Below are 21,103 nucleotides of genomic sequence, written 5' to 3' on the forward strand. Positions count from 1 at the left end.
AAAATTGAAAGGTTGTGAGAGGATGTTCGAAAAAGTTTCTCAGTTAATTTCTGAAAAGAAATGTCAAATTGGTATTGTTGGTTTAGGGTATGTCGGTTTACCTAATCTTGTGAGTTTAGCTACAAATGGGTATCATGTTATCGGTTTTGATATTTTAGAAGAAAAGATTCAAGCGTTAAACGCAGGTCGGAGTTATATTTCTGATATTTCAGATGAGCAATTACAAGACTTGATCACCAAAGAAGTCGTTAGTTTTACAAGTGATTATCAAGAATTGCGAGCAGCTGATATTATTTTTATCGACGTCCCGACACCGATTGACAGTCATCAAATCCCAGATATTTCCTATGTTGAGAAAGCCGCAAGTATGGTCATTTCACAAGTTCGAGCCGGTCAAGTCTTAGTACTAGAAAGTACAGTCTTTCCGAGCACAACTGAAAAATATTTAGTGAATAAACTAACAGAACAAGGCTGGGCAATTGGTAAAGATATTTTCGTTGCCTATTCTCCAGAACGGATTAACCCAGGTGATGGTAATTTGAATGTGGTTCCTAAAGTTGTTGGCGGTGTGACAGCTAACTGTTCGAAATTAGTTTCTGAGGTATTATCGAACCAGACTCACATTGTTTCAAGTCCCATAGTCGCCGAGTTATCAAAGTTACATGAGAACACCTTCCGTTTCGTAAATATTGCCTTAGCGAATGAATTAACCCAGATTTGTGATAAGTTAGAAGTCGATCCTTTTGAAGTCATTGATGCGTCAGACTCGAAACCTTTTGGCTTTATGAAGTTTACCCCAGCTGTCGGAATTGGTGGCCATTGTATCCCAGTTGATCCCTATTACACTAGTTGGTATATGAAAGGGTATGGCATGACGACGGAAATGATTGAAGCAGCAAGTCGTGTCAATGAATCCATGATTGATTACACTGTTAAGCGGGTTCTAAAGTTGCTAGTTAGTCAAAAGCAATCGTTGACTAGTGGGAAAATCGCGATAGTCGGCGCCACTTATAAGAAAAATGTCCCAGATTATCGAATGAGCCCTGTCCCGAAATTAATTAAAGCTTTAGCTAGTTATAATTTCAGTTGCGAAGTTTACGATGATTTATTGACAGAGATGACGAGTGAATCAGGGGAAGTTATTCCAGTCAAAAAGGTCAATTATCCAGACTTAAATGCAGCAGATATGACGTTATTACTAGTCGACCATGATTACTTGGACTATCGCCAACTGGTGACCCATAGTCAACTATTGATTGACACTAAAAATAGTTGTCGTGATATTAACGATTCACGAAAAATCACCCTATAGGAGGTATATATGACTAGAAGAAAATGGTTTAATCCGATACTAATAGTTGCGCTAGGGATATTTTTATTTATTTCTTATCGTTTAATCTTTCCCGTCTCAGCTATCCATGTCGTAGATGATGGCTCTGCCACAAAACTAATCGAGTTAGTACACCCGAAAATTACTTATCATTATCAAAGCAATCAAGGGAAGCGCTATGCACAAAAGAAAGCCTTAGATAGCTTAAATCCCCAGGACTATAATTATGTTTTAGCAGTTGATTCTGATTCTGTACTAGATTATCAGGCAGTCGAAAATCTAGTGAGAACCTTCGAAGGCGACAGTCAGTTAAAAGCTTGCACAGGGGTGGTCTTAACTCGCAACCGGAAAAAAAACCTAATTACTAAGGTGGCTGACTTAAATATTGGGATCACTTGTTTGTTAGGTCGACCGATTCGTTCGTTAATTGGCTCTTTAGAGACAACTTCAGGCGCTTTAGCACTCTATGCTAGTGACGTAGTCTTCGATCACTTAGAAGAGTATGTCACTAGTGGCACGTACAGTGATGACCGTCAGTTATGTTTGTATAGCTTACTTGCAGGTAAGGCAGTAGGGATTTCTGAGGCCATCGTTTATTCAGAAATGCCAGAGGATATTGAAGGCACGGTCAAACAGCGTTTGCGGTGGGCCAAAGGGAGTTGGAAAGCCGTCCCCTTCCAGTTAAAACATTTGACGTTTAAACAATTATTCTTTCCGTTATTAGGAATGGGTTACTTAATTAGTTTGCCTTTCTTTGTAGTGACTTTAGGTGTGGCCGCTTATTACGGATTCTATTCCTTGATTATGACTTACATTTTTGTTCGCTTAGGTATTCGCTACTTACAAAGTCTAGTCTACTTAGCTGGAAGATCAACGATTATTAAAAAAGAGTATTTATTGTATATGTTGCTGATTATTCCATTAGAGTTTCTCTTTAATTCAATCGTGCTGATTTACTTGAAATACAAAGCGTTGTTTTATTTAAAAGAGACAGACTGGCTAACTCGTAAGGTCCCTGAACTATAATTAAAGTTTAAGTACATAACTTTCTGATTACAGATAGTTATGTACATATTTTATTTATAATAATAAAATAAGAACAAAATAGACCTATATTATGAACGATTTTCAACTAATAATAATAATTAGACTATTAATAAAATGAAGTGATAGCAATAGATATTGACCCTTTATTGAACAAAACGTTCGATAAAGAAGTTATACGAACGTTTTCAGTCAGTGGAAATCAAAGGAAAGCCGTTGCAAAGCTTGATTTTAAGGCTTATACTTTTAATAAAGGTAGCTATTCATGTGTTCGAAAATTGTTTTGAGGTATAAAAAACTCCCGAAGATTTAATCGTGAACTACCAAAAAATCTTGTCAGGAGGATGGAAATGGCTATATACGGGTATATTAGAAAAGATTTTCCAGTAGAAACGACCAATCAATTAGAAAAAGTCATGTCTTATAAATGTCGGGAAATATTCATTGAAGAAACGAATTTTAGTGTTCGTAAAGAATTGAATAAATTACTGCAGCAGTTAAGAAATGAAGACCAATTAGTCGTTTATAATTTACAAGTATTTGGACAAGAGTTTGTGACATTTGAAGAAATCACCACCCAGTTGGCTGATAAACAAATCCGTTTAATTGCGATTGCCGATCAGTTAGATACCCATGAACAAAAAGATTTTTATCACATGGTTAGCTTGCTGAAGCAAACACATATCCCAATTGTTCAATTTAAAACTAAATTAAACATTGAAAAAGTACGGTCTCGCGGGGTAGTTCTTGGAAGACCACAAATTGAAGAAGACACAATAAAAAAAATTAAAGTGTTGCACAAAAAGGGGACCCATTCCTTTAGACAAATTGCAAAAGAATGTGATGTTTCGATCGGAACCGCGTATAAATATGCCCGGCCAGATGAGGATTGGTAGTCTTAATCAGTACACAATATTTCTTTGAGTTCATGCTCAGGAACATTCGCTAAGCCCCAATTAGAAATAACGTCAAGGACAGGGATTAAACTTTGTCCTTTTTTTGTTAGGGAATATTCAACTTTTGGTGGCACTTGGGGGTAAACATGCCGACTAATCAAGCCGTCGTTTTCAAGTTCTCGCAGCTGATTAGTTAATGTTTTATTAGCCACAGTTTTAATTGAACGGGACAATTGATTAAAACGAGCGACTTTATTTTCGTGAATATCGTATAAAATATAAATTTTCCATTTGCCTTGAATCAGTTGCATCGTGGCATCAAATTCGTTTAGATACATCTTTATTCCTCCTAGTAGTAACTTATAAGTTACTACGTTACTTGAAAGTGCGTACTAGTATTAATCTATATCTATTGTATAGTAAAAGCAAGGAAAACATTGGAGGAATTGATTGTGAAAAAGAAATTAGTTGTGATTACAGGTGCTAGTAGTGGTTTTGGTAAAGAAATGGCTTACTTGTTTAGTCGTAAAGGCCATCCCTTACTATTAATCGGACGCCGTAAAGAGTTGATGGAAGAGTTTAACTTGCCAAACACCTTAGTTGAAAAAGTTGATGTTAGCCATCAAGAAAGTTTTGTAGCTGCGATTAAAAAAGCGGAAGAGTTATACGGACCAGTTGATTTATTAATTAATAATGCTGGCCAAATGTTATTAGGGGATTTAGGCAAACAAGAGCCTATAGAGTGGCAACGGATGATTGAAGCCAATTTACTAGGGACCTTGAATGGTGTTAGTGCTGTCTTACCACAAATGAAAGCTGCTAAAACCGGAACAATTATTAATGTCTCTTCAATTGCTGGTTTTAAAGCTTTTGCTAATCATGCAGCTTACTGTGCCACGAAGTATGGTGTTCATGGTTTAACTGAGACTGTTCGGTTAGAAGCTTCTGCAGACAACGTTAGAGTCTTATTAATCTCACCAGGAGCAGCTGAGACAGACTTACTAACTCACACCACAGATGCTGAGATTAAAGATGGTTATAATGAGTGGAAAGAGACGATGGGTGGGCTAGCTATGGATCCCCAAGAAGTTGCTGAAAGTGTGGCTTTTATGTATGAGCGTCCCCAAAATGTGTCGATTCGTGAATTAGTGATTGCTAGCACCCGTCAAGATAATTAAAAATTAACTATTAGAACGTAAGAACTTTTTTACGTTCTTTTTTTGTTTGCCAAAATAGGATAGAATAGAGGAAGTCGCTTAAAACTGGGGGAAATCAAAGATGAATCAAAGTGAACAGTTAGTTAACATTAAGGCATATGCCGAACAAGTTTTAGCAGGAGATGCTTCCGGCCATAGTATGGATCATATTGAGCGAGTAGTGAAAATGGCGGAACGCCTAGCTGAAAGTGAAACCTGTGATTTATTTTTAATACAAGCTGCTGCCTACTTACATGACGTAACCGATGATAAGTTAGTCCCAGATGTTTTAGTCGCTGAACAAGAACTAAACAGCTTTTTACAAGAAATTCAACTGACAAGTCAACAAATTGCTGAAATAGCTGATATTATTGAGAATGTTTCCTTTAGTCATAGTCTAGGGAAAGAGCCAGTGGTCTTAAGTATTGAAGCTCAAATTGTCCAAGATGCTGATCGCTTAGATGCTATTGGGGCGACGGGGATTGCCCGAACCTTTTATTATGGTGGCAAAACTGGCCATAAAATTCATGATCCAGCAATCTTACCTCGAGACTTACAATCAAAGGCAGAGTATCGAGTTAATGAAACGGTCATTAATCATTTTTATGAGAAACTATTAAAAATACCAAGCTTACTAAATACAACTTTGGCACAAGAAATTGGCAAAGAGCGCTTAAAAATGATGGAAGATTTTTTAAGAGCCTTTATGAAAGAATGGTCTGGAAACTAATTATTAAAAATTAAAAGCTTGATATAACAAGGATGCAAGAGATCCTTGCTAGGAATATTAGTGAACTTTGGTAGACTGAATTTAGGGAGGGAATAGCTAATGATTGGTGAAAAATTAAAAAGTCGGCGAACAGAACTTGCCTTAACTCAAGATGAAGTTGCTAAAAACTTACACGTCTCACGACAAGCAATTTCAAATTGGGAACTTGGAAAAAATTACCCTGATCTAGAAACGATTATCGTAATTAGCGATTATTATCAAATCTCTCTCGATACCCTACTCAAAGGAGATGCACGGATCGTGAAAGAAATTAATAAAACAACAGGGCTGAAAATAGCCAAAAACATTTGTTACGGGTTAGTATTATTAGGAGGAATGATTTCTTTAATAGTCGATTTAGCCATTAATCGGCAGCTTAGTTGGTCTTTAATTGTCATTCTAAGTCTGGCTTTAGTGCTAATTCCAAGTGTGATTATAACTAGCAGCAAAACTGCCAAGCTCTTAAAAGGGAGTATCGCTTTAAGTGGTTTAATCCCGCTTTACTTAATGTTATTAGAATCGATTTTAATTAATAATCATCTTGTTCAAGAAAAGTGGTTTATGGAAGTTGCTTTACCAATTTGCTTGCTATGGCTAGGAGTACTTTGGCTAGTCGGGTTAATCAAATGGCGATTGAAGTGGCAGTGGAGCTACTCATTGGCACTCCTATGTCTAGTGGCGATTCCGGCTAATTATTTAACGAATCTCATGGGAGGGGCAGAGACAGTTGTTTTAAGTACAATCATCACGTCAATTAGTAACGGGATTGGTGCTGTTCTTTTTGTTTTAGTAGGAAAGTTTATCGAAACCTACCAGTCTGTTAAGAAATAAAAAAATCCCTGACTTCTTTCTTAGAAGTTGGGGATTTGTGTTTAAAAGTTCCGGTTAGCTAGAAAAGTAATAGTGCAAAGGTCTTTGTAGTGAAAATGGAAGCTTGCACGAATAGACTTGTTAGCGATAAGAGTTTTTGCCGTATCTTCAACGTCTTGTTGAAGGAAGTTTGGGTAATTTTTTACATGAGTGACCAGTGGTGGTAACTCCTTCTTAGCTTCAGCAATTAATAGTTGTTCAATATCTTCACAATATGCCATCGATTAACAACCTCCTTTACTCTCTTACTATAACATGATAAGCCTTTAAGTGATAAATCATTATCAAGACATTATGTCAGTAGTTTGTCATTTAGACTAGGAATGACATTAGTTTGTCATATAAGTTCCCGGGACAAAAAAGTGTCTACTTAATAATAAAAGAGTTAAAATAACATTGTAGGCAAATAATAGAAGATAAGGGTGATAGAGATGACATTACAAAAGGAAAAAGAAAAAATTATCTTAGTAGGCGCAGGAGATGTTGGTTCGAGTTACGCCTTTGCCTTAGTTGCTCAAAATATTGGGCGAGAATTAGGAATTATTGATTTAAATACAGGTAAAAGTGAAGGAGACGCCTTAGATTTATCAGATGGGTTAGCCTTTACTTCCCCTAAAAAAATCTACGCAGCTACTTATGCAGACTGTCATGATGCCGATTTAATTGTCTTAACAGCTGGCGCAGCACAGAAACCTGGGGAAACCCGCTTAGATTTAATTAATAAAAATTTGAAAATCACTCAATCCATCGTTGAAAATATTATGGCCAGTGGGTTTAACGGGATCTTTTTAGTTGCCAGTAACCCTGTGGATATTTTAACTTATGCCGTCTGGAAGTTTTCCGGCTTACCTTCTTCCCAAGTCATCGGTTCCGGCACTTCATTAGATAGCGCTCGTTTCCGTCGTGCCTTAGCAACAATTACCGAAGTTGATGCTCGCGATGTCCACGCTTATATTATTGGTGAACATGGTGATACTCAATTTCCAGTTTGGTCTCACGCTAATATTGGCGGCATGCAAATCTATGAATGGGTTAAAAAACACCCAGAAGTGACAGAAGAAAGCTTAATTGAACTCGTTACTGGCGTTCGTGATGCTGCTTATAAAATCATTCAACGGAAAGGCTCTACTCATTATGGCATCGCCATCGCCTTAGCCCGGATTACAAAAGCGATTTTTGATGATGAAAATGCAATTTTACCATTGTCGGTCTATTTAGACGGCGAATATGGCACAGAGGACATTTACATCGGTACCCCAGCAGTCATCAATCGTGAAGGCATTAAATCAGTTATCGAAATTCCTTTAAATGATTTAGAAAAACAAAAAATGTCAGAGTCAGTTGCAACAATCCGCAGTATGCGAGAAGAAGCCTTTAGCAAGTTAAGGTCATAAAATAGAACAGCAGTGATTTCACAAGGCCGCTAACTAAGGCCAGGACGGAAATCACTGCTGTTTTTATTTGACGGGGAAACGTAAAAGGGTTTTTAGTTTACTTGGTTCAGTTCGCCGGGGGTCAGATAAGTAAATTTCTTTATGCCGATGACCGAGGCGTTCCAAATTCTCAGTTTGACAATAGACTGCCATTTCAGCAAAACTAGCCGGCTCATCGTCATAGCTACCGAGATGAAGGAGTTGTAAGTTTTTACCTTCAGTTATCTCTTGCAATTGAACTTCTTCGAGTAGTTCAGGTGCAACTTTTTTAGCAACGTTAGCTTTAACTTGAGAGAGTAATTCAGTTGTCACAAAATCAGGTTGGCGAATCATTAACTCATAAGTCAGTTGCTCTTTATCAAGTGGCTCCCCTGGAATGACGACAACTTTGGAGTCCCAAAAAGCTTCTAAAGGAAAAACCGTATAGTCGTAGTAGCCAGCTGTTTCGATGCCTTTGCGAGGAGACATTTTAATGTTGTAAGAGTAGCTGTAAAGGGCTTCAATTCGTTTTGAAAAATCTTCGCCATTAGGGTTACCTTCCCCTTTTAAAGTTAAATAGGTCATTTTTGGAAGAGTCAAAAGGGTCGGTTGCTGACTCGTTAAATAAAGTTCTTTATCGTTTTTTCGCCATTCGTATTTCATCTGTCTAGCTCCTTTTAATTTACGTATGTTTATTAACATTATCATAGCATAAAAAAGGCTGCTGTGACATTAGTCAGCAGCAGCCTTAATTAGTCTTTCGATGGTTATCATTCCTAAATACAAACCCTTAATTCACTTGATAACGAAACGCAATGTTATTCGGATCAACAAAATTTAATTCGTTGTCTTGTAAATCAAAAGGATAAGCTGCTGTTTCCAAAGCTGTCAGAGTATCATTAAAGACTTCTTGGGCAAGAGCGACTTTAATTTCCGCTAAACCAGGAGCTAAGGGGTCGTTTTTAGGGGCATGACGAGTTTCCCAAACGTTGCCGGCAAATTGATGGTGGTAGCCGTCTTTGCCGTAAAAAGCGGCTTGTTGGCCAAATTCAGTGGTGATCGTAAAAGCTAAAATATCAGTAAAGAAGCGGCTCGTTTCCGCAACTTCAGAGACTGCTAAATGGACGTGACCGATAAAAGTCTCTGGGGTCATTTTTTCAAACTCTTCATCAGCTGCTTCCAAGACACCTTCAACGTCCATCGGTTCAGTTACCCCAACAATGATGCCGTTGTCGCGAATGTCCCAAAGAGATTCGTCTTTGTCAGCATAAACTTCAATGCCGTTACCTTCCGGGTCAGCTAAGTAGATCGCTTCACTATAACCGTGATCACTGGCGCCTTGTAAAGGGTACTGAGTGATAGCAATATGCCGTAAAAAGTTACCTAAAGCGTTACGGTTAGGTAGTAAGTAGGCCACATGGTAAAGGCCGCTAGTCGGAGTTTTTAAAGTTTTGACAGCTTTTAAAGTGAGTAAGGGCGTCTTTGTTTCTTTAATCCCTAAGATCACTAAGTCAGTTTCTTCTTTTAAAATTGTTAAACCCATAATTTCTTGGTAAAAATGACTCATCTTGATTAAATTGTTGACGTTTAAAGTTACTTCAGTGATTTTATAATTAGTTAAATCCATTAGTTTTCCTTCTCTCTTAAGTTTATAAATTAAGCATACACTAAAAGATAGTTACTTACAAATAATAAGTATCGAAAAGACGAGGATATTAAATCAAAAAACCAGTTTATTAAAAGACAAAATTGAGATAAATAGTTTAAAGTAACTTGTATAATTAAGATAATGTTAGGGAGAAGACAATACAGTTTAAAAAGATAACCCTTTTGAGCATTCCCCCCTTTTTGGTCACAGGGTCTTCAAACTGAGTGGTCCATAAGTGCTTCTTTCTGATCATTCTAACTCATCTTGTAACCGAAATCCTTTGAGATTTCGGTTTTTTTTTTTGAAAAACGTGTTTTATTTTACCTCATTATTCAGCTAGTCAAGGAAGCAACTGTTATGATGAAGGAAGAGTAGCTAAAGTAAGAAAGGTTGGAATAAGAATGACTTATAAATTAATCGCCTGCGATTTAGATGAAACCTTATTAGATCGTAACCATCAAATACCACAGAGTAACATTGCAGCTATTAAAAGAGCCCGGGAGGAGTTTGGGGTGAAGTTTGTACCAGCTACTGGTAGAGGTTACGCTTCAGTTCAAAATACTTTAAAGGAGCTTGGGTTAATCGGCCTAGCAGAAGAATACGTGCTGTCATTTAATGGTGGTGCGTTGACAGAAAATAAAAACAACAAGCTGTTACAATTCAAAGGCTTACCTTATCCCAAAGCCCTTGAATTATTTGAATTTGGTTTAACGAAAGACGTGTGTATTCATGTGTATACCCAAGAAGAGCTATTCGTTTTTAATATTTCTGACAGCGAGCAAGCACGTTTTGATAGTGACACGATGATCTATCAACTACAGGAGAGTCATTCACTAGCCTTTTTGCAAGATCAGCCGATTGCAAAAGTCTTATTTCAAAATATTGATAGTGACTATTTACATCAATTAGAACCTGAGATGGCAGCCATTACTGAAGGCTGTGTTGAAGTTAGTTACTCTTCAAATCGTTACATGGAGTTTAATGCTTTAGGGATCGACAAAGGACAGGGCTTAATTGATTTAGCTAAAACCTTAGGCATTCCCATGAGTCAAACGATTGCCGTTGGTGACAACTATAATGACTTAGCCATGTTAAAAGTTGCTGGTCTTTCAGTAGCAGCCAGCAATGCTGTTCCAGCAGTCAAAGAAATTTGTGATTACGTCACAGTTCAAGACCATCACGAAGGGGTAGTAGCAGAACTTTTAGAACGATTCGTCTTTAACCCTTAAAAATAAGCTATAATTGAATAGAAGAAAGAAAACCAAATAACTCCTGTAGTTGTTTGGTTTTTCTTGTGATATTAAGAATTAATTAAGAAAGTATTGAAGTTAAACTTAACTTTTAATCGTTATAATAAGCCTTAGTTAGAATGTTTGGGGGAGAAGAGATGGAAAAAGTTATTTTAGTTGTCGATGATGATGTGGAAATCAGACAAGGGATTCGGATTTATTTAGAGCAAGAGAAGTATCAAGTGATAGAAGCTGGCGATGGCCTTGAAGCTATAGAAATTCTAGCAAATACGATGGTTCACCTGATTATTTTAGACGTGATGATGCCGAATTTAGATGGAATTATTACGACCTATAAAATTCGTGAAAGTAACAATGTGCCAATTTTAATGTTAAGTGCCAAAAGTGAAGACATTGATAAAATTCACGGCCTCCAAGTCGGTGCCGATGATTATTTAACGAAGCCATTTAGTCCCTTAGAATTATTAGCGAGAGTGAAATCCATGCTTCGTCGCTACTTAACGTTAGGTGAGTTTGAGAAAGTCTCAGAAAATGTGATTGAACTGAAAGGTTTAACTTTAGACAAAGCCACTAAAAACCTGACAGTTGAAGGGCGACTAGTTAAAATGACAAAAACCGAATTTAACATTACAGAATTATTAATGAGTCATCCTGGGCGGGTCTTTTCAATCGATGAGATTTATGAATCCGTTTGGGAAGAACCGAGTTTTAACTCGGATAATACTGTCTCAGTTCATATTCGCAAAATTCGTGAGAAAATTGAATTAAATCCAAAAGAACCGAAATACTTAAAGGTGGTGTGGGGCGTTGGCTATAAAATGGAAAACTAACGGTTGGTTTATTTTAGCCGGTCTCTTAATCTTTAGCGGTTGGCAATTAGTGATCAAACATACGGTCACAACCGGACAGCAATCACTTTACAGTTACAGTCAAGCCAATTTAACTGAGTCACTTAGCTCCTTGTATACAGAAGATTATTTGACTAATTTTAATGAAAAGACGATTGTTCCAAGTGAATTAGATGGATCGATTGTTAATGAATACCGCTACCGCTTAGGGGATTATGAAAACCAAGTGAGAGATATAACTAACCAGTATCGAGAAGAAATTGCCTTAGCTCAAGTAGGGGAAGATGAAAAATTAGTCAAGGTTTTAGAAGAGACAAGAGATGAAAAAATTCTAGACATTACGGATAATTTTATGGATGACCAAAAAGTTGAAGAAAAAGTCGCCAAAGAATTAACGGCGAAAGTTCTGAAAGAAAAACAGTCCTTACTAGAGTCGATGGCCAACAATAAGAGCCAGTTTAATAAAAATTATTGGTACTATTTAACTGACGACAAAGGTAAAATTTATAAAAATCTTCAAAGCTTGTCAGCAGAGATGAGTGAACATAAAATTATTGAGACGTTAAAAGAACGTGGTGCTGGTCCCGCTTTAAACATCCAAACAGGATTAATGGCTCCTGGCGTCTTACATGATGTTTGGGAAAGTTTAAATTATACAGGGGAAATGACCGGTTATGTGACGTTAATTAATGGTTCTGACGCAGCATTGGCTTATCAAGATGAAGTAAAAGTTAAACGTAACTCAACTTTATTAGCCAGTCTTGGGATTATTGCTATGGTAATTGGCGGTCTTCTCTATATTAAAGAACTGTGGCGCCCGACAGTCGATTTCAAATTGACAAAAAGCTTAGCTAAACTGCCAATCGATCTTGAAGTAATTAGTTTGATCGGAATCACGTTAGGTTTACTCCTGACTTCCCTCAACTTACGCCGGATTTGGGGACCTGGTCGCAATATTATCGGGATAATGATTGGCTTCGGTTTGATTTACGCCGGGATGTTTCTAAGTCGCGATCTCTGGTTGCGTTTGAAGAACAAAGAAAAGCCTTTGAAAGTAGAATTTCAGAACAGTCTGATGTATCGAATAACTAAAAAATTGCAACAAAAGTATTACCAGTTACCATTAACGCTGCGGGTGAGTTTGTCAGTCTTAGGCTTTAGCTTTGTCAGTTTTATCCTCTGGTTGATTAACCGAACAATGTACTATCATTATTGGCAGTATTTGTGGGGCTTTAGAATGCTCGTCGTTTTTATTGCTATCGGGATTTTGATTAAGTTGATCACAAAACGAGAAAGAAAAATTGAGGAAGTCTTAACTAAACCTGCGGAAATCTTAGCGGCTAATGATGAAGAATTTACTCAAGGACAGAGTCTAAGTGCGGTTTCAGAAAATTTAGCACAGATCAGCCGGATTGTTGCTACGAGTAAGGCTCAAAAAAATCGGAGCGATGAATTAAAAACGGAACTCTTAACGAATGTCAGTCATGACTTACGCACGCCCTTAACATCGATTATTACTTACGGTGATTTATTAACAAAGCCGGAACTAACGAAAGATAAACAAGAAGCTTATACGGAAATCATCAATCGGAAAGCCTTACGAATGAAGAATTTAATTGACGATTTATTTGAAGTGACTAAGATGTCTAATGGGGAAGTTCAATTGAATCGTAAAATGATTAATTTAGGACAGTTAATTCAACAAGGAATTGCCGAGTACACTGAAGAACTAGCGAATAAAGAGCTAAAACTCCTTTACAGTAAACCAGAAGATTCAATTTTGATGGAAATTGATGGCGACCGGATGTGGCGAGTCTTTGATAATTTAGTCGGGAATGTCGTTAAATATAGTATGCCTGGAACTCGGGTTTATTTAAAATTAGCTGAGACTGCTACAGGAGTCAGAATCCAGTTGAAAAACATTTCTAACTACGAATTAAATGAAGACGCTGAAAAACTTGTGGAGCGTTTCACCCGTGGTGATGAGGCTCGCAACACCGAAGGCTCTGGTTTAGGCTTGGCAATCGCCAACTCGATTATCACCTTACATCAAGGAACTTTAAGTATTGAAGTTGATGGGGACATGTTTAAATTAACGATTGATCTACCAAGAGAAGTTTCAGAACAAACGTAAAAAAAATAGAGCCTAGGCTCTATTTTTTTGTTTTAAATTAAGTGAATCATTTACTTAATCACGCAGTTGGACACCCATGCCAATAACTCCTGGGCCAGTGTGGATGCCTAAAGCGGGACTAACTTCGTCAAAAAAGAGTTTTTGACAGTTAGGGAAGCGTTGTTTAACAACTTCAGCTAGTTCGCGAGCTTCATCAATACAATTACCATAAGCAACGCCAATGTCATAGGCAGGGTGATTGCCGATAAACTCTTCAACAGCACTTAACATTTTTTCAATACTGCGTTTACGTCCACGAGCTTTGCTAACGGTATGGTAAATGCCATCAGTGTTACAAGAAATAACGGGGTTTAAGTTCAAAGCTGTCCCTAAGATAGAAGAAACTAGTCCAATCCGGCCGCCTTTTTTTAAATATTCTAAAGTCGGAATACTGAAGAAAACCCGAGAGTCACTTACATGAGCGGCTAATTTCTTCGTGATTTCAGGGAAAGGTAAGCCTTCATCAATTAAACGTTTAGCGTAGTAGCCTTGAACGCCACCGCCAATACCGATACTTTTAGTATCTAAAACGAAAGATTCTAATTGAGGGAAGTCTTTGACCATCAGATTTAACATGTTGTTTGTGCCACTTAAGCCACTAGAGATTGTACCAACGATTAATTGGGTATAACCATCAGCGATGATTTGTTCTAAAATATCATGAATCGCTTGGCCATCTGGTAAGGAAGTGGAAGGCACTTCAGTTTCCAAGCGGTCGTAAATTTCTTTCGACGTAATCGTGACTTTATCAATGTAGACTTGGTCTTTGTAAATGATATTTAAAGGGATGACATAAACGCCCTCTTTAGCAATGATTTCTGTCGGTAAGTCCATTCCTGAATCGACTAGTAAAGCAATCTTGTTACTCATTTATATTTCTCCTTTAGACTGTGTATTTTCAACGTGAGTTAAAATGTTTAATGATTTTTCCGTGACTAGCTTCGATGTTAAAGCGATTGTTGCCATTTGAATCGGGCGAAAATCAAGATCTGCCACATCAATTTCAAACTTAACGACGTCTTCAGCTCCTAAAAAGAGTTGAATGGTATCTTCCATTTGGGTGCAAAATTGATCGTAGGCATAGCGATAATCGCTAGTCTCCATTTGCCACTTAATACCAGCTTGAACAATTGAGATATCAAAGGCTTGTTTTAAGATTGTAATAATGATTAAGCGGGCTAAATGACGCTTCTCGTATTTTTTCTTTTGTGGGGCGGGAATCAGTTTTTGTTTAACGTAATTATTAACCATGGAAGAAGTCAGTAAGGAGTCGCCAGTTTGATCAACTTTAAAAGGGGCTGTGTACCGCTCGACTAAAGTTACCAACTGATCCATGTAAAGCTCAATATCAGGTAATTCAGACCAACGAGGTAAATGAATTTCTCGCAAATCAGTTTGCCAACTTGTTTTTTGTCTGTCCATATAATTCTCCTAAACTATCTTATCTAGTTATTGAAACTATATCATATAGTAATAGATAAAGTAAAGCTGAAAAAAATGAATAAAAAAACAACCTATCAAGTGATAGATTGTCTTAAAAAAACTTACTTATTACCGAAGAAACCTTTTACTTTGTCTAAGAGTCCATCAGCATTATCGCCAAAGAGTGCCGTAATATCATGTAATTTATCCCCAAGCTCATCTTTGTGCTCTTCAATAAACTTCTTAGCTTCTTCAATGTTATTGTTACTAATTAATTCTTTTGCTTTTGCGACTAATTCTTCTACGTTCATAATACTCAACTCCCTTTTTATATTTAACTTATGATAGCATGACCGGGAGTAAATCGACAACTTTAATGCATGTGTTTATGTGATTTATAATAGAGGGATAAAAAAATGATTGCTCTTAAAAGTGAGCGTGAGACGAGTGGAAGTAGTTAGACAAGTTGTTATTCTATTAATCGTTCATTAAAAACAAAAACGTGGAATCAAAGTATACAATATTTTTCTCTAAAGTCAATAGCATAAAAAACAGCTAGTGAAAAGAGGAAATTAAATAACGCTTATCTTTTTTTGTTCTGTTGGAATTAAGAGGGATTAGTGAATATTTTAAGAAAAATACTAAAAAATGAATATAATTAGTTGTTTAAATGGCAATTATTCACAAAAATAAAAACGTTTTAATTTTGTCCCTTTAATCAAAAGCTTACGTTTTGTAAGGTTCTGGCAGGGGGAATATGAAGAATGAACTAAAATTCACAAAAAACACATCAAATTAAATAGTCATTTTATTGAATAAAGTTCATTACCGTTAATATAACACCTGTTTATTAGATTTAAAATGTACCTATAGATACGAAAAAATTAAATCGTGACTTTGTTTTATTTGTTATATAATCGTTCTTGCGCAGGAAATAAATTTAATGAAACATAAAATTTTTAGCTAAAAGAGACAAGGAATTACTGTTATTTAAATAAATGGACAAAGGCTTTTTTTTGGGGAAAAATCAAAGGCTAACCTTAAAGTCCGTGGATGTTGTCTGATGTAGAAGTATGAAACAGGAGAAAAACAAGATGAGTAGAATGACCATTTTTTTAAAAAAGTTCTTTACGATGTTAATTGTGATTACTTTAGTCTTACCACTAAGTAGTTTGTTAAGTCTACCAGAAGTCTTTGCTGACAGTTTACCAAAACACACTTATGAATTATTTGCTAATGATTTCGGAAAAGGGACGTTGACTCAAGAAATTAGTAACCAACCAGAAATCAACCGTTGGCGGATTGAGCTTAGTAAACATCGGAGTCAATCTCAACAGCAGCTAGGTATTATTTTTAGTCAAGGTGGCCAAGTGATTGAACCAGTCAGTTTGGAAATTAGTCAAGATCATGATATCTATAAAAATGACTTAGGAGAATGGCTAGTTAATTCTCCAGATCAAGAAAGTCAAAAAGTGACGATAATTCTTGAAACAGTCAAAGTGGCAGATGTAGCAACGAGTTTTCAACCCCTCTTATATGAGGAGCGGGGAGAAGAGACGTTAAATGTGCTAAGTGATGAGCTGATTAGCATTGAAAACGTAGCTGAAAGTCCAGAAATTAGCCAGTCCACTGAAGAGGTGGCTGAAAGTGTGACTTCAACGACAGTTAGTGAACAAGAAACTCAAGTAAGCACTAGTGAAACAACTACCGAAACAACTGGGGAAACCTCAACAAGTCAGGAAGAGAGCCAGGGCGAGACAACAAGTTCTCAACAACCAGTCAAGGTAACTACTGGGAAGGTGAGCCATCGTTTGGCAGCTAATCCTCTCCCTCTTAGTTTAAATAGTCTTTATAGTAATTTTGTTAATAACCAAGGCTATTCAGAAGATCAAACAGGTCGTTATCCTAAAAACAGTTGGAGTGTTAATCAACAAACCTCCGTTAAAAACTATTTAGGGAACAATAATGGCTCTAAGTTGAATACGCCGGAAGCCAATTATCTAACGTTTGGTAATCAGAAAAACAACCCAGATATTAAAATTAGAAAGTATGCCAGTGAAACGACAACACCAGGATTATATGATGTTTATTTAAATGTCGCCGGTAATACGAGTGTCGCTAGCCAACCGACAGATGTGATGTTTGTTGTCGATCATTCGACTAGTATGACAAACTCTCGCTTGCGGACAGTTAAAAATGGTGTAGAGGAGTTTATTAAACAACTCAGTCAATATAACGAAGAAAATCAGTACCGCGTAGGGCTATACGTCTACGGTGGTGACACTTATAAAAATATTAGTGTCCCCTTAACAACCTTAGATAAACAACGAGTCGTTGAAGAGATGCCGACGGAAATGTCGGAACGTCAAGGAACGTTTACTCAGCAAGGCTTACGTGAAGGGGCCAAATTATTAAGTGCAGGTAGTAATACGAGTCGACCAGCTAAAAAAGTCATGGTGTTACTAACTGACGGCATGCCGACTTTTAGTTATAAAATTAATCAAACGGTTTATCATGGTAATTTTCATGACACAAATTTGCGAGCAACGAGTTATGTCGTAGAAAACCCTAAAGAAAACCCTAAAGAAGTTATTTGGGGAGACGGGACGAGCGCCAAATTAAAAAGTGGCTCAAGCTTTTTTAATCCTAAAAGTTATGTTTACCGAGGAGCAAATTCAGAACCAATTTCCGATCATTTTCTAGGGACACTTTCAGAAGCTTATGATGTTAAAAAAGCTAATATTGAGATTCACGCTTTAGGAATAGAAGTCGCTGGTGATAGTAACTTTTCAAGTTGGAAAGTTAATAATTACATGGAGAAAATTGCTAGTAATGGAACTGATGGCAAGCCTAACTATTACAATGCAGCAAATAGTAGTGGTGTTACAAACTACTTACAATCCATTTCTCAAACGTTGATCGATACGGTCAGTGACGGGCAAATCATCGATCCCTTAGGTGAAATGGTTAATCTTGAGGGCCTAGGTAAGTGGGAGGTAACCTCAGTCGGGGCTAAAGCCTTGACTAACTTACCGACAGTGACTTATGACCAAGAAAAGCGGACCTTACAAGTCAATCGGATTAATTTAAGTCAAGGCCAAGAAATCAAATTTCATTATCAAGTCCGTTTAACTACTGAAGACCCAGCTTACCAAGGTGAAACCTTTTACCCAGCTAATGGCCAAACTCTTTTTATTCCAAAAGGTGGCAGCCAAGCTTTAGATTTTGGCGTACCTTCGATTAAAGGTCCTAGCCAAGAGTTAACGATTACGAAAGAGTGGGTTGATGATCAGTTGTTTCAAAGTAGTTTACGCCCAACTGAAATTAGTGCCCAATTAATGCAACACAAACAAGATGGCAGTAAAAAAGTCCTCCAAACAGTCACTCTGACTCAAAAGAATAATTGGCGGGAAACAGTGAAAAATCTACCGACTTTTGATAATCAAGGAAAGCCTTTAACGTATAGTGTGAATGAAGTGAATCTTGATCCGAATTATCAGAGTCAAGTGAAACAAACTGGCAATCAGGTCAAGCTGATTAATACATTACAAAGACGGCCAGTCACACTAGTAAAAACTGGTGGGACTGCCGGGGCTAAATTAGCCGGGGCGGGTTTTACTTTAGCCCGTTGGGAGACTAAGACAGAGAGTTGGCAACGGTTAGAAAATAAGCTTTATGAAACAAACCAACAAGGAACAGTTGATTTATTAGCGCTACCTGTAGGACGCTACTTGCTAAAAGAAACCCAAGTCCCAGTAGGCTATGAAGCTAAGCCTAATAGCGAGCTGATTTTCGACATTCAGAATAGTCAGGGGAAACTTGTTTTAGTCTTACCTAAGACGAGCCAAGACTTGAGACTAAGTAATGAGCAGTTAGTCCTTAACAATCAACTGAAAGCTTTCGATTTAACCTTACTTAAATTAAGTGCCAGTAGTCAAAAGGAATTAGCTGATGCAGTCTTTGAACTAAGTTCCTCAGATGGTGGTTTAGCTGTCAAAGAACAATTAAAGACGGACTTAGCAGGTAAGTTGATCTTTACAAATTTAAAACCAGGGACTTACCAGTTACGAGAAATTGAAGCACCAACAGGCTATCGTTTATTAAAAGAACCGATTAATTGGCGCTTAACAGCGACAGGTGAGGTTGAATTGTTAGAGAATGGCCATTCATTGAAAGACTTGAAAGTCGTAAAAAATGCCATTGGTAACAACCAGATTAATGTGACTGTCACCAATCAAGCCATGCCAGTATTACCAAATACGGGTAGTTACGGTCTGTATGTAATTATTGGCAGTGGGTTAAGTTTAATCATCATCGCAATTATTGGAGATTTAAAATACGGAAAAGAAAAATGATGTAAGCATCATTTAAAAGGAGAAAAATCATGAATACAATGAATCGTTTAACAGGGAAATTACAAATCGTCATGCTAGGATTAATTTTTATGAGTACAATGCTAGTGGGGCCGAAAGTTTTCGCAGCGGAAGCCGCACCAAAAACAGGTTCAATCACTGTCCATAAATTATTTGGTGATCCAGTAGGAGATAAGACAATTATCAATGACGGGACAGTTCAAAAAGATACGCAAGGCTTAAAACCATTAGCCGGAGTTGAATATACGATTGCACCAGTCACTAGTGAAGAATTACAGACAGCTGGCGTTAAGAAGAGTGGCGAAGCTTATGATTTAGCTGATTTTAACTTTGATAAAATTCCAGCTAATCTTAAGAAAAGTGGCACGACAGACGACTTAGGACAAATCATTTTTACTGATTTAGCTGTTCTAGAAGGGGCTGACAACCTTTATGTCATCGTTGAAACAGGCGGCAATCAAGACAGCTTAGGTGGGCTTTACAAAAAATCAGCACCACTAATTGTGACGTTACCGATGATGACGACTGATGGCAAAGGTTTTAACTATGACATTAACGTCTATCCGAAAAGTGATTTTGCTTTAAGTAATGTCAGCTTACACAAAGTCGATGGCAAAACGAATCAAGCCTTAGCCGGAGCAACTTTCCGACTATATAGTGAAACTCTCAGCAAAGAAATCGGTTCAGGTTTTACGACTGATGAAAAGGGTAATATTTTAGTGAAAGATTTGCCATTAGGGGACTATTACTTTAGCGAAGTAACAGCACCAAGTGGTTACTTAGTTAATAAAGCAGCTCAAAAAATTAACTTTCAAGTAGTCGAAGGCAAACATGGTAAGACGATTGAAGCTCTTTATCAAGATGGAAACAACTTAACTTACAATGGGACAGTCAATGTGCCTAATGATAAACAACCAACTGTTGAGAAAACTAATAATCAACAATCAGTTGCTTATGGAGAAAACACAACTTGGACAATTTCTGCAGATGTACCGAGAAACATTAGCGAACATTCAGTCTTTAATGTTTCAGATAAATTAGATCCGCGCTTAGTCTACACTGATAATTTATCTGTCACAGTTGCTGGTCAAGAAATTCCGAAAACAGATTATACAGTGACTGCCCCGGCTGGCGCTGGTGGCAAACTAATTGTTGATTTTATCAAAGGGTCAACAGTCACAACTAACTTTGGAACGTACGGGAGTCAAAAAGTTGAAATTTCTTTTACAACTAAATTAGTTGCTGGTTTTGTTCCCGATCAAGTAGTGACTAACCAAGCTGATTTAAACTTTACTAATGTTCCAGGAGTCAGTAATGAAACGATTACGACACCACCAACAGCAACAGTCACAACAGGGGGCTATCACTTTAAGAAAGTTGCTAAAAATGAAAAAGGTGCCCCATTAGCCGACGCCGAATTTGTCGTTGTCAAAGATGGCAGTTACTTAGCTTACACGACAGAGGCAGGGACGAAAGTTGAAACTATGACATCAAATACAAGTGACTATGGCAATGTGGCTTGGGTTAAAACAGTCGGTGAAGCAACACGCTTTGTGACTAGTACAGATGGTTTGATTGACGTCCGTGGGTTAGCTTTCGGTAACTACGAGTTAAAAGAAGTCAAAGCGCCAACTGGCTATCGTTTATTAACTAAGACGGAAGCTTTTACGGTAGGGAAAGATAGTTGGACAACAACCAAAGGGAAACCGAGTGTGATTGTTAACAGCAACATGCCTTTATTACCACAAACTGGTGGGATTGGTAGTGTGATCTTCACTTTAGTCGGTCTTAGCTTAGTCCTTGTGGCATTCCAAATTAATAAACGGGCTAAAAAAGCCTAGTAACTAAGAGAAAGGTCAATTTGACCTTTCT

Annotated in this window: 19 protein-coding genes; 12 read left to right on the forward strand and 7 right to left on the reverse strand. The window is 37.3% G+C overall.

From position 1 onward, the window contains the following. The first annotated feature begins 22 nt into the window (after positions 1 to 22). From CBF35_RS11450 to CBF35_RS11460, 3 genes are all read left to right on the forward strand, one after another. Positions 23 to 1,312 (forward strand): nucleotide sugar dehydrogenase, encoded by a 1,290-nt coding sequence (locus CBF35_RS11450; RefSeq protein ID WP_126781295.1) that lies wholly within the window; start codon positions 23 to 25, stop codon positions 1,310 to 1,312. A 9-nt stretch (positions 1,313 to 1,321) separates the two neighbouring features. Then, entirely contained in the window at positions 1,322 to 2,356 is a 1,035-nt protein-coding gene (locus tag CBF35_RS11455) for a glycosyltransferase family 2 protein (protein WP_126781297.1), read from the forward strand. Positions 2,357 to 2,724: 368 nt separating this feature from the next. Then, a complete protein-coding gene (locus CBF35_RS11460) occupies positions 2,725 to 3,270 on the forward strand; it encodes a recombinase family protein (protein ID WP_170174789.1) in 546 nt (181 codons plus the stop codon). 2 nt (positions 3,271 to 3,272) lie between these two features. On the opposite strand, the gene CBF35_RS11465 is transcribed toward CBF35_RS11460, so the two are convergent. Beyond that, positions 3,273 to 3,608, reverse strand: coding sequence for a winged helix-turn-helix transcriptional regulator (locus tag CBF35_RS11465; RefSeq protein WP_126781301.1), 336 nt, complete (start codon positions 3,606 to 3,608; stop codon positions 3,273 to 3,275). Between the two features lie 114 nt (positions 3,609 to 3,722). On the opposite strand from CBF35_RS11465, the gene CBF35_RS11470 reads away from it, so the two are divergent. From CBF35_RS11470 to CBF35_RS11480, 3 genes are all read left to right on the forward strand, one after another. Then, positions 3,723 to 4,448 (forward strand): SDR family oxidoreductase, encoded by a 726-nt coding sequence (locus CBF35_RS11470; RefSeq protein ID WP_126781303.1) that lies wholly within the window; start codon positions 3,723 to 3,725, stop codon positions 4,446 to 4,448. A gap of 100 nt (positions 4,449 to 4,548) precedes the next feature. Beyond that, on the forward strand, positions 4,549 to 5,196 hold the full coding sequence (locus CBF35_RS11475; RefSeq protein ID WP_126781305.1) for an HD domain-containing protein: 648 nt from the start codon (positions 4,549 to 4,551) through the stop codon (positions 5,194 to 5,196). Between the two features lie 99 nt (positions 5,197 to 5,295). Then, complete coding sequence (locus CBF35_RS11480; RefSeq protein WP_126781307.1) at positions 5,296 to 6,066, forward strand: helix-turn-helix domain-containing protein; 771 nt, start codon at positions 5,296 to 5,298, stop codon at positions 6,064 to 6,066. A gap of 41 nt (positions 6,067 to 6,107) precedes the next feature. On the opposite strand, the gene CBF35_RS11485 is transcribed toward CBF35_RS11480, so the two are convergent. Then, positions 6,108 to 6,326 (reverse strand): hypothetical protein, encoded by a 219-nt coding sequence (locus CBF35_RS11485; protein ID WP_126781309.1) that lies wholly within the window; start codon positions 6,324 to 6,326, stop codon positions 6,108 to 6,110. A gap of 210 nt (positions 6,327 to 6,536) precedes the next feature. Here CBF35_RS11485 and CBF35_RS11490 point away from each other — a divergent pair, with 210 nt between their 5' ends. Next, positions 6,537 to 7,499, forward strand: a complete 963-nt coding sequence (locus tag CBF35_RS11490) for an L-lactate dehydrogenase (RefSeq protein ID WP_126781311.1) — start codon at positions 6,537 to 6,539, stop codon at positions 7,497 to 7,499. 63 nt (positions 7,500 to 7,562) lie between these two features. On the opposite strand, the gene CBF35_RS11495 is transcribed toward CBF35_RS11490, so the two are convergent. Together CBF35_RS11495 and CBF35_RS11500 are read right to left on the reverse strand one after the other, a co-directional pair. After that, entirely contained in the window at positions 7,563 to 8,180 is a 618-nt protein-coding gene (locus CBF35_RS11495) for a GyrI-like domain-containing protein (protein ID WP_126781313.1), read from the reverse strand. Positions 8,181 to 8,307: 127 nt separating this feature from the next. Further along, the gene (locus CBF35_RS11500; protein WP_126781315.1) at positions 8,308 to 9,144 is read right to left on the reverse strand and encodes a VOC family protein; all 837 of its coding nucleotides are present in this window, start codon (positions 9,142 to 9,144) and stop codon (positions 8,308 to 8,310) included. A gap of 422 nt (positions 9,145 to 9,566) precedes the next feature. Between CBF35_RS11500 and CBF35_RS11505 the strand changes: the two genes are divergently transcribed. The 3 genes from CBF35_RS11505 to CBF35_RS11515 all read left to right on the forward strand — a co-directional run bounded on the left by CBF35_RS11505 (position 9,567) and on the right by CBF35_RS11515 (position 13,397). Then, on the forward strand, positions 9,567 to 10,394 hold the full coding sequence (locus CBF35_RS11505; protein WP_126781317.1) for an HAD family hydrolase: 828 nt from the start codon (positions 9,567 to 9,569) through the stop codon (positions 10,392 to 10,394). Positions 10,395 to 10,552: 158 nt separating this feature from the next. Beyond that, a complete protein-coding gene (locus CBF35_RS11510) occupies positions 10,553 to 11,245 on the forward strand; it encodes a response regulator transcription factor (protein WP_126781320.1) in 693 nt (230 codons plus the stop codon). Then, positions 11,223 to 13,397 (forward strand): sensor histidine kinase, encoded by a 2,175-nt coding sequence (locus tag CBF35_RS11515; RefSeq protein WP_126781322.1) that lies wholly within the window; start codon positions 11,223 to 11,225, stop codon positions 13,395 to 13,397. The genes CBF35_RS11510 and CBF35_RS11515 overlap by 23 nt, the downstream gene beginning before the upstream one ends. 54 nt (positions 13,398 to 13,451) lie before the next feature. Here CBF35_RS11515 and CBF35_RS11520 read toward each other — a convergent pair whose 3' ends face one another. The 3 genes from CBF35_RS11520 to CBF35_RS11530 form a co-directional block, all read right to left on the reverse strand. After that, positions 13,452 to 14,306 carry a DegV family protein gene (locus tag CBF35_RS11520; RefSeq protein WP_126781324.1) on the reverse strand — a complete coding sequence of 285 codons (855 nt, stop codon included), beginning with the start codon at positions 14,304 to 14,306 and terminating at the stop codon, positions 13,452 to 13,454. Next, the gene (locus tag CBF35_RS11525; protein ID WP_126781325.1) at positions 14,307 to 14,858 is read right to left on the reverse strand and encodes a DUF1836 domain-containing protein; all 552 of its coding nucleotides are present in this window, start codon (positions 14,856 to 14,858) and stop codon (positions 14,307 to 14,309) included. Between the two features lie 122 nt (positions 14,859 to 14,980). Continuing rightward, positions 14,981 to 15,169: a hypothetical protein gene (locus tag CBF35_RS11530; protein ID WP_126781327.1), complete on the reverse strand. Its 189-nt coding sequence runs from the start codon at positions 15,167 to 15,169 to the stop codon at positions 14,981 to 14,983. Positions 15,170 to 15,952: 783 nt separating this feature from the next. On the opposite strand from CBF35_RS11530, the gene CBF35_RS11535 reads away from it, so the two are divergent. Next, a complete protein-coding gene (locus tag CBF35_RS11535) occupies positions 15,953 to 19,213 on the forward strand; it encodes a vWA domain-containing protein (RefSeq protein WP_170174790.1) in 3,261 nt (1,086 codons plus the stop codon). A 29-nt stretch (positions 19,214 to 19,242) separates the two neighbouring features. After that, positions 19,243 to 21,072, forward strand: a complete 1,830-nt coding sequence (locus CBF35_RS11540) for a SpaH/EbpB family LPXTG-anchored major pilin (protein ID WP_126781331.1) — start codon at positions 19,243 to 19,245, stop codon at positions 21,070 to 21,072. Positions 21,073 to 21,103: the final 31 nt, after the last annotated feature.

It is taken from the genome of Vagococcus salmoninarum, from assembly GCF_003987495.1.
Lineage (GTDB): Bacteria > Bacillota > Bacilli > Lactobacillales > Vagococcaceae > Vagococcus_D > Vagococcus_D salmoninarum.